The organism is Haloarchaeobius amylolyticus (assembly GCF_042678045.1).
In the GTDB taxonomy this organism is placed as follows: domain Archaea; phylum Halobacteriota; class Halobacteria; order Halobacteriales; family Natrialbaceae; genus Natrinema; species Natrinema amylolyticus_A.
This window is the reverse complement of record NZ_JBHUDI010000002.1, coordinates 77,482-93,538: the sequence shown is the minus strand read 5'-3', so window position 1 is coordinate 93,538 and position 16,057 is coordinate 77,482. Positions and strand designations below refer to the sequence as shown.

Annotated in this window: 11 protein-coding genes and 2 pseudogenes; 9 read left to right on the top strand and 4 right to left on the bottom strand. The window is 54.9% G+C overall.

Going from position 1 to position 16,057, the window contains the following annotated elements; translation table 11 throughout:
• The first annotated feature begins 145 nt into the window (after positions 1-145).
• Positions 146-571: an EamA family transporter gene (locus tag ACFR99_RS03150; RefSeq protein WP_390284305.1), complete on the top strand. Its 426-nt coding sequence runs from the start codon at positions 146-148 to the stop codon at positions 569-571.
• Between the two features lie 551 nt (positions 572-1,122).
• Here ACFR99_RS03150 and ACFR99_RS03145 read toward each other — a convergent pair.
• Entirely contained in the window at positions 1,123-2,133 is a 1,011-nt protein-coding gene (locus ACFR99_RS03145; protein ID WP_390284303.1) for an aromatic ring-hydroxylating oxygenase subunit alpha, read from the bottom strand.
• A gap of 1,182 nt (positions 2,134-3,315) precedes the next feature.
• On the opposite strand from ACFR99_RS03145, the gene ACFR99_RS03140 reads away from it, so the two are divergent.
• Positions 3,316-3,957, top strand: coding sequence for a bifunctional 4-hydroxy-2-oxoglutarate aldolase/2-dehydro-3-deoxy-phosphogluconate aldolase (locus ACFR99_RS03140; RefSeq protein ID WP_390284301.1), 642 nt, complete (start codon positions 3,316-3,318; stop codon positions 3,955-3,957).
• 510 nt (positions 3,958-4,467) lie between these two features.
• Here ACFR99_RS03140 and ACFR99_RS03135 read toward each other — a convergent pair.
• The 3 genes from ACFR99_RS03135 to ACFR99_RS03125 form a co-directional block, all read right to left on the bottom strand.
• Positions 4,468-5,880, bottom strand: a complete 1,413-nt coding sequence (locus ACFR99_RS03135) for a GntP family permease (protein ID WP_390284299.1) — start codon at positions 5,878-5,880, stop codon at positions 4,468-4,470.
• Positions 5,881-6,191: 311 nt separating this feature from the next.
• Positions 6,192-7,430: a mandelate racemase/muconate lactonizing enzyme family protein gene (locus ACFR99_RS03130; RefSeq protein ID WP_390284297.1), complete on the bottom strand. Its 1,239-nt coding sequence runs from the start codon at positions 7,428-7,430 to the stop codon at positions 6,192-6,194.
• A 62-nt stretch (positions 7,431-7,492) separates the two neighbouring features.
• Positions 7,493-8,446: a PfkB family carbohydrate kinase gene (locus ACFR99_RS03125; RefSeq protein ID WP_390284295.1), complete on the bottom strand. Its 954-nt coding sequence runs from the start codon at positions 8,444-8,446 to the stop codon at positions 7,493-7,495.
• An 832-nt stretch (positions 8,447-9,278) separates the two neighbouring features.
• On the opposite strand from ACFR99_RS03125, the gene ACFR99_RS03120 reads away from it, so the two are divergent.
• The 7 genes and pseudogenes from ACFR99_RS03120 to ACFR99_RS03090 all read left to right on the top strand — a co-directional run.
• Entirely contained in the window at positions 9,279-10,052 is a 774-nt protein-coding gene (locus ACFR99_RS03120; protein ID WP_390284293.1) for an IclR family transcriptional regulator, read from the top strand.
• Between the two features lie 316 nt (positions 10,053-10,368).
• Positions 10,369-10,806, top strand: a pseudogene (locus ACFR99_RS03115) (ISH3 family transposase); the annotation flags it as partial.
• Positions 10,807-11,116: 310 nt separating this feature from the next.
• A pseudogene (locus ACFR99_RS03110) lies at positions 11,117-11,803 on the top strand (IS6 family transposase).
• Between the two features lie 979 nt (positions 11,804-12,782).
• Positions 12,783-13,901 (top strand): amidohydrolase family protein, encoded by a 1,119-nt coding sequence (locus tag ACFR99_RS03105; protein ID WP_390284291.1) that lies wholly within the window; start codon positions 12,783-12,785, stop codon positions 13,899-13,901.
• A gap of 4 nt (positions 13,902-13,905) precedes the next feature.
• Positions 13,906-14,292, top strand: coding sequence for a Rieske (2Fe-2S) protein (locus ACFR99_RS03100; protein ID WP_390284289.1), 387 nt, complete (start codon positions 13,906-13,908; stop codon positions 14,290-14,292).
• 126 nt (positions 14,293-14,418) lie between these two features.
• Positions 14,419-14,835: a hypothetical protein gene (locus tag ACFR99_RS03095; protein WP_390284287.1), complete on the top strand. Its 417-nt coding sequence runs from the start codon at positions 14,419-14,421 to the stop codon at positions 14,833-14,835.
• A 162-nt stretch (positions 14,836-14,997) separates the two neighbouring features.
• On the top strand, positions 14,998-16,057 hold a 1,060-nt coding region (locus tag ACFR99_RS03090; protein WP_390284285.1), incomplete at its 3' end, for an FAD-binding oxidoreductase.

The following is a 16,057-nucleotide window of genomic DNA, read 5'->3' as shown; positions in this document are numbered from 1 at the left end:
GACTACAAAAGTATCTAGATTCCACTGGTGTGTCAAAACACGTAGCATATGGCTTATTTAAAAACCCATACTTCAACAGTGGCATTTAAACATCAGTTATGATGAAGGGATAATTTCTTTAAACCCCGACACGAAGCCTTTACCAATGGGATTCACAGAAATGGATTCAACTGTCTTGTTCGGCTTTATTACAATGGTGACATGGGGCATTTGGATCGTCTTGGGTAACGCTGCGTCGGAGTCCATTGATCCGAGGACTGCCGCTGCTATTTCGTATCTCGTAGCGGGACTTCTTGCACTCGGATTCATTATCGTTTCAGATGCATCGCTCGCCGTTACTATGAGAGGTGGGCTGCTTGCTGGCATGGCCGGGTTGTTCACCGGAACCGGCCTCATTTCGATGTACGTCGGGTTCACCCACGGGTCAACGACAGTGGTCTCGACTCTCGGTGCCATGTACTTCGTCGTCGCGGCTATCATCGGTATGGTCGTTCTCGGAGACGATGTTACAATAACGAAATTTACTGGAATCATGTTCGCAGTTATTAGTGTCGTCTTAGTCAGCCGATAGATCGGTCCCATACAATCGTCGTGTGTGAATCGGTACCACTGGATAGAAGCAAATTAAAGCATGCTTTCAACACGGAAAAGTAGGACGCTGCTCGCTGCGTTATTCGTTGTAGGAATGATATAGATGTGACCTCAATCAGTTACACCGCCCAGCTGTAGTGACCGACCCAACTCGATCGACCTGGAGTTCTCCCCGTGCTACATACACGCCTGTAGTGAGCGGTGTTTCCACGAGAGTTTGTATCTACAGACGAGGATTTCAACAGAGCTAATTAGATATCAGTCTACTCCATGTGGCAAGACACTCCGAGCGCTGGGAAATATAGATATGGCTGTCTGACTGAGGTGTGCTCGACCAGTACTGCGATGCGTGCGGGGAACACGCTGTGCTGGTGGATGTCTCCTCGCGACGGATATCAGTATGGACGTGGAATCAAGGAAGGAGTTTACGTTCGTTTCGGTCTACTGCGCACCGACGCCCGATCGCTACCCGCTCTCTGTCACGTTTCGCCCTGCTCTCACTCGACACCCCGAAGACAGGGTTGTCGGTTATTACGAGTTATAGGCGTCCTGTGCGAGCTGGTGGAACTTGTGGACGGTATGTTCGTTGGGGCCGAGTTGGGCCTGTGCGAGCGCGCCGGTTTTGAGCCCCTCCCACTGACGTTCGACCAGTTCGAAGTCTTCTTCCTGGAGCTGGCGACTCGTCCGGACGAACTCCCGCTCTTCCTCGGAGAGGTCGCTATCGCGGAAGTAGTAGTCCGCGATCAGACGGAATCGACCGGTGTCGATGGGATCGATGATGTAGGTACCGTAGCCGTCGGCAGTGCCGTACATGTTGACCGTGAAGTTCGGCCAGAGGTAGTGGAACTGTGCCTCGTGCTCGTCGTGGATCCGCATCTCGTCGTCGACGTCCTCGGCGTGGGTATAGTGGAGCACCCAGTGGTAATCGTTGACCTCGAGTTCGGACTCGTTGAGCGAGATGCCTTTGATCCAGTCCTGGTGGTTGGCCTGGCAGTGATCGCACTCCGAGTAGTTGCTCGCGAACACCTTCCAGTTGCACTCGACCTCCGAGACAATCCGGGTGGCGTGTTCGTACTCCCCCAGCGGGAGCGCCTCGAGGCGATCTTTCATTACGCCGGCCTGCTCGGCCAGCGGCATCGGATCCTCGCTCAGGTTCACGAAGAGCAGCGGGCCGATGCTGTCGATGTGAATATTATCTGATTCCTCGAGTTCACTCGGGTCGATACGTTCGGGATCGGTCATCGACGTATCAGCCACGATCGCCGAACCGTCGTGGGCCGAAAAGTTCTCGAAGACACGTACCTCGCCATTCTCGTCTCGAATGATGATCAGGTTCCGGCCACCGATATCACGGGTGAAAAACTGCCCTGGCTCTCTGACACTATTCGCGTGGCCCGCGTAAACCCAGTACTGACCGAATATCTTCTCCTTCTCGAGTTCAAATATATCGTCTTCGGTGAAGTACTTCGCCGGTAACGCGTTCGATTTCTCTGTGATGTCTGAACTGACTGGCTTCGCCTGGGTATCGTTCCACTGCGTCATGCAGTAGCACAATAGAGAAAATTCACAAAAAGAGTTGACCAGTTATATAGAATCCCATTATATACTCGGTCACGGAATCGGGAGACGGACAGTCCGATAATACGTATACAGCCACTGAAAGTCGCTGCACACTCGATCGCACGACAGCTGTGTGATCGGTGTGTAAATCGTTTCAGTTGTTTTATAGTGCCCGGATGAACTCGTACAAGGCAGACGCTCGTGATTTGGACACCGGAACCGATTGCTTAGCGGTTGTGACGGCTCAATCGATGCTGTGGAGAGAGCGCAGACATTCCATTCCTGATGATGGTGCTGGATCTCTTCTGCAGAACTATCTGTTTTAAATATAACTAAGCGATTATCCACTTAGAGTCGAAATATAGTCTCAGTGTAATCCACGGATACGCGCTAAGCATGGTTGACAACCAAACTAATAATATATATTATATGTTGTGTTTGATCAGCCGATGACGTGAGTTGCGATAGACGGTGAACGGTTCGAGCCAATCTACAGCTATCGCATTCGTGATATGACTAAAATATTTGAAAATGAAGAGGTGCATCGTTCTACCTCTCAAAAGACACGTTCAATGCCATTCCGATTTCCGTGGCGATATATCTGAAATCGGTAACCGTCTTCAGCAAGAACCGGACCAAGGTATCGGCGTCATCGGCGAGAAACATCACGCCATCGAGCTGATAACGGTGGTAGAGCTCAGCCAGAAACCACCGCGTCGCCTATTTCCTCACCGTCAAAAAGTATGATGTAAAGAGTTTCGTTCGTATATGGGCCGACAGTGACGTATAGCCAATACTCTTGACCGTGCAGCCGGATCATCTTCTCATCGACCGCAAGTTGATCCGCAATGACTGTCGAAGTCGGCTGTATATCGGCCTTGTACACCCAATCATGAACCGCGACGTGATTCCATTCGACCCCCAACCCATCGAGAAAATAACCGGAATTCTGCAGTTACATATATAACAAATAACATTAGGTGCCAACTTCAACTGCCTGCTCGGAAGTCGGCTGTCGCTTCACAAACGACAAGTCGATCCAGTCGATAGAATCACTGAGGTGTTCGATTTTGGGATAGACACTCGAACGCCTCATCCTTAACTTAAGCCGGTCCAATACATTCCCCGAAACTTATCAGTAACCACCGTACAAATACAAGTGGTATGACTTCGACCCGAAAGCGGTTCATAGAGAGTGGTGTCGTAGCTGTGTTGCGGGACATCGATCCCGAAGTGATGGTCGACACGGTCGCCGCGTTGCAGGCCGGTGGCGTCGAGGCCATCGAAATCACCGTCGATGTCCGGAATGCTTCAGACCTCGTTTCCCGCGTCGTCGGCGAGTTCACCGAGGACGACCTGCTCGTTGGGGCTGGCTCAGTTCTGGACGCTCCCACGGCCCGGTCAGTAACCGAAGCAGGGGCTGAATTTGTCGTGGGGCCGACACTGGATCCTGACATGATCGAAACGGCCAAAAGGCACGGCGCACTCGTCGCACCAGGCGTCATGACGCCGACGGAAGCGCTCCGAGCGGCCGAGGCCGGTGCCGATCTGTTGAAAATATTCCCCGCTTCGACCGTCGGGCCAGGGCATCTCAGCGCGATCCAGGGGCCGTTGGGTGATCTACCGCTGATGCCGACGGGAGGTATCGACACAGACAACGTTGAGGCATTCTTCGACGCCGGCGCGACGGTCGTCGGGGCCGGGAGCGCGCTCATCAATTACGATGCGATAGATCGGCGTGACTTCGACGCCGTGGAGGCGCAAGCAGAGAGGTTCGTCGTAGCGGCCCAGGACGCGATGGACTGACCGACACGGACGTCAACGGGCGTCGAGTGTGTCGTCCTCGAAGGCTTTCGCCGCCCCGGGGTGGCAGATATCTGCATGAAAGGACAACCGACAGTATCAGAGTAGACCCATCTCTGTCAGGTCGGTCCGGAGTCGCTTCGTGTCTACGTCGTCCATCTTTCGGATGGGACTCCGCAGTGGGCCCGGGTCGAAATCGACATCGCGGAGGTCTAGTGCCGTCTTGACACCAGCCATGTACGCCCCTGGTCGAATGCTTCGGCGACGTCGGACACCCATCGCTGGATCTCCTTCGTACACACTCTGTCCCTCTCGTCGTACGCCCGGTAGAGGTCGACGACCAGTTCTAGAGACGCGTTCGAATCAGAGCTAACGACGCCAACATGTTGGCCCTGGCCAGGAACGTCAGGTCGGCGTTGTCCTTGATGGCTCTCCCGAGCCAGGAAATGTCTCTGCTGGTCTCTTTCAGTCCGCCGGTGGCGTGTACTCGTAAGTGGTCACCAGCTACTATCTTTACACCAGTGGGAATACCGTCGAGACGACGAGCACCGTTATCAGTCCCGTCACGGAAATGAGCGTCGTCAGTACAGTCCACGTTTGCAGTGTCTCTCTCGTCGTGAGACCCCCGATCTCGCTGACGAGCCAGAACCCTGAGTCGTTGAACCATGAGAAGATGTTCCCGCCGGCACCAATGGCCATAACCAGATATGCTGGGTGCACCGAAAGCTGGCCCGTCAGCGGAGCCATGATCCCAGCGGCGGTCAGCATCGCGGCCGTTGCCGACCCCTGAGCGATCCGGACGATGGCAGCTATCAGCCATGCCGTGATAATCAGCCCGATGCCCACTTCCTGGAGCGCATCGGCGAGATAGTTACCGATTCCCGACGCCGCCAGTAGCGCGCCGAACGACCCGCCAGCCGCAGTAATCGCGGCGATATTACCACCGCTTTTTAGTGCCTCGGTGAGTTCGTCGCTCCACTCGTCACGAGTCATCTCGCTGAATCGGTAGAACGTGTATGCCGCCGCGAGCGCAGCGATTGTCAGCGCGACGTTCTTGTCACCGATAAAATTGGTATATGGTTGTACACTCTCCAGTGCAGGGATGACTTCTTGAAATGCATTCACAGCGGTCGAGGCTCCGATGAGGACGACGGCGAGCAGTATCGGAGCGAACGACTCAAATATGCCTGGGAGCGAACTTGTCGGTCGATCCGCAACCTCCTGTAACTCTTCTGTCGACGTCGCCATCGTATCCCGCAGCGGGATGTCGAGGCGTTTGTTGATCCAGCGACCGTAGACCAGTCCGGTAATCCCTGCTGCCGGAATCGCAGTAATCACTCCGATAATGATCGTCATCCCGAGGTCACTACCGATCTGGTCGGCGACCGCCAGCGGCCCCGGTGTCGGCGGAATGAACACGTGCGCTGCCGCGGCACCGGTCCCAACGACGACGATAAACAGCGTGTAGTCCCGACCGAGCCGTGCACGCATCGAGCGCGCCAGCGGCGCCATCAGGTAGAACACGCTGTCGAAGAACACGGGGACCGCGAGAAACGAACTACTCCCCAGCAGAGCGACATCGGAGTTGCTTTTTCCGAGCACATTCTGGAATCCGCGGACGATCCGCTGGGCTGCGCCGCTTTCGAGCATTCCCTTCCCGATGATTGCCGCCATCAGGATGGGGATACCGATGCCGGCCATTCCGTCCCCGAACGCTGTCGCGACCTGTCCAGCCGCATCGGCAGAGCTGAAATCGGCGACGAAAATCGAGTTTACAATGCCGACGAAGAACGCTGACATGATTAACCCGATGAAAGGTGGAAGATCCAGCCAAACCAGTAGTGCGATGACTGCGATCAGCCCCAATACGAATGTGATTAGTGGACTATGCGGAAACTGTACTGCCTGTAAGGGGACAGCTACCATACAAACTCACTCTGATAGTAGTGAGTACTTAAATATTATCTTTTCTTATGAACCATTTAGTATAGTGATAGGCTCTTTCGGGCGCTTGCATATACCCGTTCTCCGAGGCAGTCCTAATCGGAACGATAGTGATTCGACGGACGGACTGTCAGCACGAAGAGATCTCGACTTCAGCCGTCATATGGGTGCGGAGGCGTCGGCTAACCGATAATCCCATGCGGGTCAAACGTCGTGAATCAAAGATTTGCTGGCTCGACGAACCTCACGCTTCGTCGAACGTCGTGAATCGAAGGTTCACGGGGTCGATCCGGCTACGCCGGGTCAAACAACGTCTCCCCATCAACCATATGCTCCGCGACCGTATCGAGGTCCAGTGTGGTGCCCAGCCCTGGTTGTTCGGGAATCGTGATCGATCCGTCTTCGATGATCGTTTCCTCAACGAGATCGTTCCACCACGATAGTTCGTAGGAGTGGTATTCGACTGCCAGCATGTTCGGGATCGCAGCCCCGACTTGCGCCGAGGCCATTGTCCCGACGGGGGAAGAGACGTTGTGCATCGCGACCGGGATGTAATAGAGGTCAGCGAGGTCCGCAATCTTCCGTGTCTCGCGCATCCCACCGACCTTTGGCATGTCAGGTGCGACGATGTCGACCGCTTGTTCGTCGATGAGCGTGCGCATACCGTGCTTACGATAGACGTTCTCCCCGGCAGTAATCGGTGTCGTCGTGGTACGGGTTACTTGCCGCTGGATGTCGTGATTTTCCGGCGGGACAGGGTCCTCGAGCCACCAGACATCGTACTCCTCAAGGGCCTCGGCCAGGCGTTTGGCGCTGTCGCCGGTGTACGTCCAGTGACAGTCAAAGGCTACGTCCGCTCGGTCGCCGACCCGTCCCGTGACGGCCTCGACGATCTCAACCTTATGATCGATTTCGAGTTTTCGAAGGTGTCGATTGGACCGATCCTTCTCGTGACCACTGGGTACGTCCAGATCAAACTTGATAGCGTCGTAGCCCAGGTTCTCGACGGCGTATTCGGCCTCATCGGCGCAGGCCTGCGGATCGGCCTCTTCTTCGGTGTGAAGGTCACAGTAGACTCGAACGTCGTCGCGGTACTTGCCACCCAACAGCTGGTAGGCCGGTACTTCAAGGATCTTGCCCGCGAGATCGTGGAGCGCCACTTCGATTCCGGCGATGGCGGTGACGGTCACACCTTCAATACTCCCCTCACCGGACATTTTCTGGATCAAGTGTTCGTATAGCCGATCGATATCCAGCGGGTTCTCGCCGACGACGAACGGTTTCATCCGCTCGATAAGTTCGGGCACGCCTGCCCCCCAGTAGGCCTCGCCGGTCCCGACGATCCCAGCGTCTGTATAGACCCGCACGAGCGTCCAGGGGAAGTTCCCATCGACCATTGTCGTCTGAACGTCGGTGATCTCGATGTCCCGGCCGCCGCCGCGCGAGCTGGTGACGCCCATCGTCTCTGCAGAGAGGTCCCGCATCGTGTACTCTGCGTTCGGATCGTGAAGCTGCGAGTAGTCGAGTGTCACGCCAGGAAAGTATCCTTTATAAGTATTATATTTTTCCTTAACGGTCGGCGTTGTACCACTGTTCATCGATCGATCTTTGGGGGGTCCTCAGCGAGCACCCGTTCGACCTGCGATGGTCGAACGAGTGCCAGATCTCCCGTTATCGTCCGTTTTAGTGCCGCAGTTGCGACCCCCCACTTCAGAGACGTCTCGAGAGTACCATTCGTGAGCCACGCCGCGAGGAATCCTCCGACGAACGCGTCCCCGGTGCCGATCGCGTCGACAGTCTCGGTCGGGATCGTCGATTGCTCGACGACAGCTTCTCCATCGTAGGCGAGCGCGCCTGCCTCACCCTGTGTCACGACGGCCAGTTCAAGATCGTACTCGTCGGTGACCCGCCTCGCAACCGCCTCGGGCCCTTGGTCGTACCCGAGCACCTGACGAGCGTCCCGTAGCGCGACGAACAGGACGTCTACCTGAGGGAGCAGTCCACCTAGCGTCTCAGCTGCCGTTTTGGTGTCCCAAAGGTTCGACCGGTAGTTCACGTCGAATACCGTGGTCGTTCCGTTGTCACGGGCGTAAGAGAGCAGCCGTTCGGTCGTCGAGGCAAGCGTATCCGAAAGAGCCGGCGTGATCCCGGTGACGTGCAAGGCGTCCGCGTTGACAATCGGATCGATCGGTAACTCGTCCGGTGTCGCAGTCCTGATCGACGCGCCCCCGCGGTCGTAGACAACGTTCGATCCTCTAGGTTCGCTTCCCGGCTCGAGGTAGTAGGTCCCGAGCCGCCCGCCTTCGTCCCATTGCACGGCAGTCGAGACCCCATGGGAGCGATAGGTCGACGTGACGCGTTTCCCGAGCGGTGTCGAGGGAAGTTTCGAGACCCAGGTCGTCTCGATACCGAGGCGCTGGGCGGCGACGGCGACATTTCCCTCTGCACCACCGACGTGGACGTCAAGTGTGTCTGTCGTCTCGAGCGGCGTTTCCGGAGGAGTTGCCAGTCGAAGCAGCGATTCACCGAAGGAGGTGAGTTCGGGCATACGTCCGCGATTGGACCAAGAGAACGTATAAATCCTCCGAGGCCGAACCTGTGTCCCTCTTCGGTAGATCGACCCGGATGCAATTCGGTTCCGAGTACGTGACTGTTCAACCTGGTTGGGCAGCAAACCGTCGACTGCGGTCTATTTTTCAATGATACGGTGCTGTCTAGATCGTTCGAACGCCGAAATCGCATTATTGTCCCAGACATACTGCGGTTTAACAGGAAACTCAACCCCAAAATAGGAATGCGTTTTCGATGTTCGACTGTGATGGACACACTCGTCTCTCTACTGTGAAGAACGTCGTCAATCTCCGGAGTGTAGCACGAAGAGCGGGCCGAACATCTCGTTACTTGATCATATAGCGTTTACTGTGGGGCTGATATGCTCGGAGAGCCGGATTTGGGTTACATTCAGGACATTACAATGAAAATTGACTGACGCACGGCAACTTGACACACCGCAACTCGAGGTTCTCGCAAGCGCTCATGTGAGCATCTCTACCGGCGTATTTATCGTACTATCGATACGAATTCGTAGCCGAATGCTTCGTATCTGTTCAATCGAGTTGTACACTTGAAATGCAAGGGGGAGCCTCTCTCGTTGTGGTCAGCAAGCAGAAAGCGAACGTCCAATTTGGCGACATATACCTATTAGCTTGTGTATTATTTCCCATAATTGCGATCGACGGTATGACTAACGGCGATTTGTTGTTTTAGTAGGGAGTTGTACCACGCGTCGTCGGGCCGTCCAAGCGCGGTCTACAGGTCGTGCCGATGTCAGCCATTCGCTTCCGAAGAGCGTTTCTAATAGCGTCTCCACATTCCTGAACATGAATAACGATCATAACAATCTAGCTGGGGAATACATCGAGGCCGTTCACAAGTCATTTACAATCGTCGAAGCACTGGCTGAGCGCCACACAGCAGGGGTTTCCGAAGTAGCCAGGGCCGTCGATTTACCGAAAAGTACGGTCGATATCCACCTCCAGACCCTCGAAAAACTGGGGTACGTCGTAAAAAACGAGGACGATTCGTATCAATTGAGTCTGCGGTTCCTGGAACATGGCGGCAGAATTCGAAAGCAAACCGATCTCTATCAAGTCGCACGTGCGCAGGTAGACAAACTGTCGAACAAGGTAGGCGAGGTTGCCACGATCGGTTACGAGGAACGCTACCAGCGTGTACTACTCTATCGAACGGAGCCTATCGACGGTCTCTCCGACAACGCGCCTGTCGGTCAGATCAACCGGATGCACTGGACTGCACTGGGGAAGGCACTGCTCTCTCAACTATCGGTTGAGGAGATAGACGAAGTGGTCGAAACGTTCGGGCTGCCCAGCGCGACTGATCAGACGATCACTGACCGCGACTCACTGATAGATGAGATCGAGCACATCCGAGAGCAGGGATACTCGGTCGAAGACGAGGAACATATCAATGGGATCCGGTCGGTTGCCGTTCCACTGGACATCGAGGGCGAAAACGCGGCGATCTCAACCGTTGGCCCGAAACACCGGTTGACGACCGACCGCATCGAAAACGAACTCGTCGAGGCCCTCAGAGAGACGACAAACATCATCGCGCTCAAGTACGAACACTATTGACGTTGGTGGTACGTCCTTTTAGCCCGTCTTTCGACCAGCGTTCCCGTTATAATCTCCTCTCCACGGACTGATCGACACAGTTGCACAGGGCTTTACAAAAGCATGACTGTAAACTGACTCATTACGGCTGCACTTCTGTAATGGCATATACACAACCAATGCGTACGGCGAACTCATCGAACTCGTCAGGGTGGCCGCAGACCATTATGTTGTTTCGCTACAAATATTAGTTTAAATACTATCGAAAGAAGTCGCGCCTGGCCGACCAATTCAAATTACCTCACAAAGCCGGTTAGAACGTCTGCTTGCTAAAGATATGCACCCCAACCAACGAGTGGACGTTTCAGTCCACGAGGACCAACTCCTTACCTTCCTTGTCAACCGGCTTGACGAGGAAGTTTCTCTCAACTTTCTCATAGCGCTGAAATCGGTGCTGAAGATATCTACGCAGTCCTCGTCGGCGTGTACGCCGACAGGACCTCGTTCTCACACTCTGTAGCTCCAGCGAGAACTCACCAGTTGCGAACACGGTTCGCTACCATTTGCGGACGAAGTTTGAGCTGTCCTGGCTCGAACGAGTCGCTAACACACTCCTTCGTTGAGATATCTTCGAACTGTCCCCGAGCAGGCGGAGGTCTGCACAGACCTCCACCTGCGGCCCTATTACGGCGATGAAAACAACACAGACGCCCTCACCTACTCAGAAGACAAGCGAAGAACCATCGCGTTCCACGCCTACCGCTCTACGCACGCGTGAGAAATGAATTATGAATGCGTCCAGTCCATACATTACATACATAGTTATGTAAACTTTGGCTCTCTTGACCACTGTCAAGTTTAGTACATTGATTAAATATATCCACCGAGTAATTAGACAATTATTATGTGTTATAGTGACGCAAAAGTCATTCAGTTTACTCTCTAACGCTCGCTCGGCTGCCTCACAGGTTATGTAAGCTGTCCAATGGCTGTGACATCGAGAGTCGGCTTTGACTTGCTCCTTCTGGCTCGGTCTAGTTAGTGCGGTTTGAGAAGCGAGCAGGTCGTGGAGTTTTGTTGGAACAATACTCGCAGACCTGCTCAGCGAGTGCTACGCGGCGGAATTTGATGAAACTTGGGAGCGTGAGCGGACGGCGACGCCCATCAGGGTGTTCGCCGTCCGCCTTCACGCGACCGGATGTTCGCTTCGAGAGACACAAGCAATTCTTCGCTTGATCGTCGTAGAGCGTCCTCATCAAGCAATCTGGCAGTGGTTTCATCAGGTAGCTGGTAGTATTTCAGACCCGCCGACGGCAAAGCCGTCGCGGGTCGCTATTGATGAAACCGCTATCAAGATTAACGGAGACTGGTCTGGGGTGTATGCTGCAATAGACCTATACTCACGGCTTATTCTCGATGTCGCAGTGTTCGGACGACGAGGCACCGATCCAGCCGTCGCATTCCTGCACCGATTAACCGAGAAACACGATCTCTCCGACACCGTGTTTCTCGTCGATGGTTATGGCTATCTGACTGCCCTCTCTCGATTAGGGTTGAGCGGTCAGCTCGACTACGGTGATCGAAACCTGATCGAAAAGTGGTTTCACACCTTCAAGATGTGAGTTGACCGCTTTCATACCTCGTGGGTGGGCAGCCGGGCGAGCGTCAGAGAATGACTTGAACAGTTCGTACACTATTATAACACACAACGACCGCACCAATTACTCAACGGACAAACGCCAGCGGAGGTGCCAAACTACAGTAACAACTAAAACAATTCACACACCGACCGCATAGCCCTCATGTGATCGGGAGTGTAGTGATTTCCAGTGGCTACTATCGATAGCGCCCCATGTCCTATTACACTACTACGTATGTAATGGACAAACTGGGTAAGTTCACAAAAGAGACAATCGAAACAGATTTCGGAGACGATTTCCTTTCACCAAGGCGGTTTACTTGCTAAGCAGATCGTGGTCAAAGCATTTCGATGATGGAGAACAAAAAGCTATATCGGCTATATTCTCTCTGGATTCGCTTGAGGTCTTATTCGCTACTCGATCATATCGAGAAAATACATCGCCTTTGACTCGAGAGTGCTGTTCCAGCCAACATTCAGGCTTGAGGACGAAATAGCCATTCTGAGAAAATCCTCATCATTGTATTTCGGCAATGGCGAAATGAGGTAGGTGCGGAACAGAGTTCTGTTCGGCGTATCCCTAGATGATAGAAGCGGTCAGTAACCACTGAAAATAACAGTGTACGTACGAGCCTCGCCAACCGAGTAACGAGGTCACTGACGATCTGCGCCGACAGTAGCTTGTCGCTGTTTACATCCGTATGTATGTAAAGGATTCAATCGCATCAGTGTGGGCCCTATTTCGGTATTGTCGAAAGCTCGTAGTACGAGGAATCACAAGGAATGCCGTAGTAATACTGTTAGCAGTAACCAAGCCTATGATCCGTTGAGACTGGTCCAATAACTTATCACAGGAGAAAGTATGGGTCCACTGATTTTCTGCCATCGGGCTCACGTAGAGACTGGTAAAGTAGCCTCGGTGATTACATTGGTAGATAGCTGTCTGAGCGTACGTAGTCGTGCAATAGCTGCTGTCGCAAAGGCTATGGATATTATACTGAGACCACACTGAAACAGTATTCTTCTATGCTTCAAAATATCGTTGACGGTACCAACCGAACGAACATGAGAAATGATAATGTTTATCAGGGCCTGTGCAAAAGGGGTAACTGATGAGTTCGCAATCAACAGAGCCAGCTACTGTTCGGTCACTAGATGATTTAGAAGTCATCGTTGACACTGACTTTCACCTTACGGAGCGACAGGAAGACATATTTCCGTATCTTGAGGACCCGTTCTACAGCCTGCTGAACAGCGAAGGTGACGGTGACGACTATGGCTACCTCGGCCGAGTGTACCCTGCACACGGGATGCTCTACTCGGTGACGGTCGGAAAAGCCGACTCACCGACGGTGCGAACGTCCGAAGACATCCAGAAGGGAAAAGACCTGATCGAATGGGACAAGGCGATCGCCACTCCAACGCAGAACCTCTATCTCGGTGCGGTCCACCACGACGACCTCGCGGCCGCACTCGCGAAGGCGTACAACCGGTGGCTGCTCGACAACATCATCGACACGGATGAGGGTGTCTACGGTGCAGCCATCGTTGCACCACAGAAACCAGTCAAGGCTGCCGAAGAAGTCGACGACCTCGCCGACGAGTCGGGTATCGCCGCCGTCATGATTCCGAGTGGCTCGGTCGATCCGACCCTCGGCAACGAGGTCTACTACCCGCTCTACGAGGCATGTGAGCGTGCTGGGCTGCCCATCATGATGCACAACGCAGCTGGGACGATGATGACCCGATTCCCAACGCAGTGGCAATCGCTGAATCGGGCACTCCCCGTTCACGCCACCTCGCACAACATGATGCACCAAGTGAACCTGGCAGACATGCTGACCCAGGGCGTTCCCGTTCGCTTCCCCGATCTCGACTTCGTCATTCAGGAGTCCGGTCTCGGCTGGTATCCGTACTTCATGCGTCGGTTCGATCACGATTACATGGGAGCGAAGTTCGACGCCCCAATGCTGGAGAAGATGCCGAGTGAGTATCTTCGTGATCAGTTCTACGTGACTAGCCAGCCTGTCGAAGGTGCGGACGATCCCGAGTATCTCAACCAGGTCATCCGCCTCTTCGGCGGCGAGGACAGTCTGATGTTCTCGTCGGACTATCCACACTTCGACTTCGACTACACCGACGCGCTGATGAAGATCATGCGCTCGGAGTTCAACGGAGACGAGATCAAGAACATCTACGGCGAGACTGCAGAGCAACTCTACCGATTCTAAGACCATGGCAACAAACACCGAACCACAGAGCGCTGACGCTGACAACCTGCACCACGTTACATCGGCTGACGACATCGAAGACGGAGAACGGGTCGTCGTCGATATCGAGGGCCGAGAGATCGCCGTCTTCTACTCGAACGACGAGTATCACGCACTCTCGAACTACTGTACACACCAGGGCGGACCTGCCTGTGAGGGACTCCTGTCCGGAACGATCGACGTCGACGAGGACGACGAGTTGATCTGGGCGTGTGATGACGAAATCGTGTCCTGTCCATGGCACGGCTGGGAGTTCGATATCACGTCCGGAGAACACCTCGCGAGCGACGACTACCGTCTTCCGTCCTACGACGTCCACGTTATCGACGGCGACCTCTACGTCGAGTTCTGATGGCCATCGCACCCGGTGGTGGCGATCGCGGCCAGCGATGGGTGTGGCCAGTTACCGACGTTTTCATACGGGATACGTACCAAGGCGCCTATAACGGTTTTTGTCAGTACAACACACACACAACCCATGACAAATACAAAAGACGAACACGCTCCCGACGCTGCAGAACAACTCCGGGAACTGGAGGGAAACCCCTCGGACGAGGACATCGACACCGAACAGCTGCCAGTCTGGTGGTCTGACGCTATCGAAGAGTTCCAGGAACACGACCTGCCAGCCTATCGACCGCCGCGGTTCGCCGATGACGTTCTCACCCCACCGGTTGTCGACCGGTTACAATCAGAGTACGGCGCCGAGATCCGGTTCATGGGAGTTGGTGTCGAGTACCGCGATTCCTGGGGAGTCTACGTTGGTGACGAGCAGATATTCACCGTCGACCGTGAACGCGAACCCGCAGGATACACCCGTTATCAGGTAACGAGCGATGCGTTCGAACAGAAAGTTCGAAACCACTTCACAGAGACAGGAGATGAACCCACGTGATCACGCTACATCCGAATCGCAACCGCCCAGAGAACAGTATCGCGCTCTCGAGTCGTCCGACCCGCACGAACAACGGGATGGGATACAGCCCAGTCATGTTCGCCCTCGAATCGGCGGTCAGAGAGCAGACGAGTGCCCACCAGTACCGGAACTTTGCTGATCATGAGTACTGATATCCCACAGACCACGTCTCCGTCGCTCAGCGAAACGCTTGACGGCGAGATTGATTTCGGAGAGACCACACGCACCCTCTACTCGACGGACGCGAGTATCTATCAGCAACGACCTGCGGGCGTGGCCTTCCCACGGAATCGCGATGACGTCCGGCGAGTTGTCGACTTCGCCCGCCAACAGGGGACGAGCGTCATCGCACGTGGTGCAGGCTCGAGTCTGACCGGCAACGCCATCGGCGAGGGGATCGTGCTGGACTGTTCACGACACATGGACGAGATTGTCGACGTCGATCCCGACGCGAAGACTGTGACCGTCCAGCCGGGTGTCGTTCTCGACGAACTGAACGACTCCCTCGAGGAGGACGGGCTCTACGTCGCCCCCGATCCGTCGACGTCGAGTACGTGTACCATCGGCGGCATGATCGCCAACAACGCCGCAGGTCCGCATTCGGTCAAACACGGCACGACCCGAGAGTACATCCAACGACTCGAATGTGTCCTTGCGGACGGGTCTCACGTCGAGTTCCACCGGCGGGAAGGCGAGGACCTCGAGGCGGTCTGTGAACACGACGACCGGGCCGGGGAGGTCCATCGCGTGGTCCGCCGACTCGCACGCGAACACGCCGACGAAATCGAGACACAGTATCCGGACATCGATCGAAACTCCAGCGGGTACGATCTCGAAACGAGCGTCGCGCCGGACGGCTCGTGGGTCGATCTCTCGCGACTCATCTCCGGGAGCGAGGGGACGCTTGCGATCATCACTGAAGCGACGCTACAGCTAACCGATCGTCCTGAGACGCGTGCCGTCTCGCTCGTCTTCTACGACGATCTTATCGCCGCTGCGGACGCTGTGACGGCCGTTCTCGAGACAGACCCGAGTGCGGTCGAGCTCATCGACGACGCCGTCCTCGGCTACGCTCGAGACGCCTGGGAGTTCGATCTCGTGCCCGAGGACGCCGAAGCTGCACTCCTGCTGGAAATCGAGACCACTCGTGCCGAGCAGCACGACGACCTCGAGACGGTCGTGTCGGCTGCTCGGACGACTG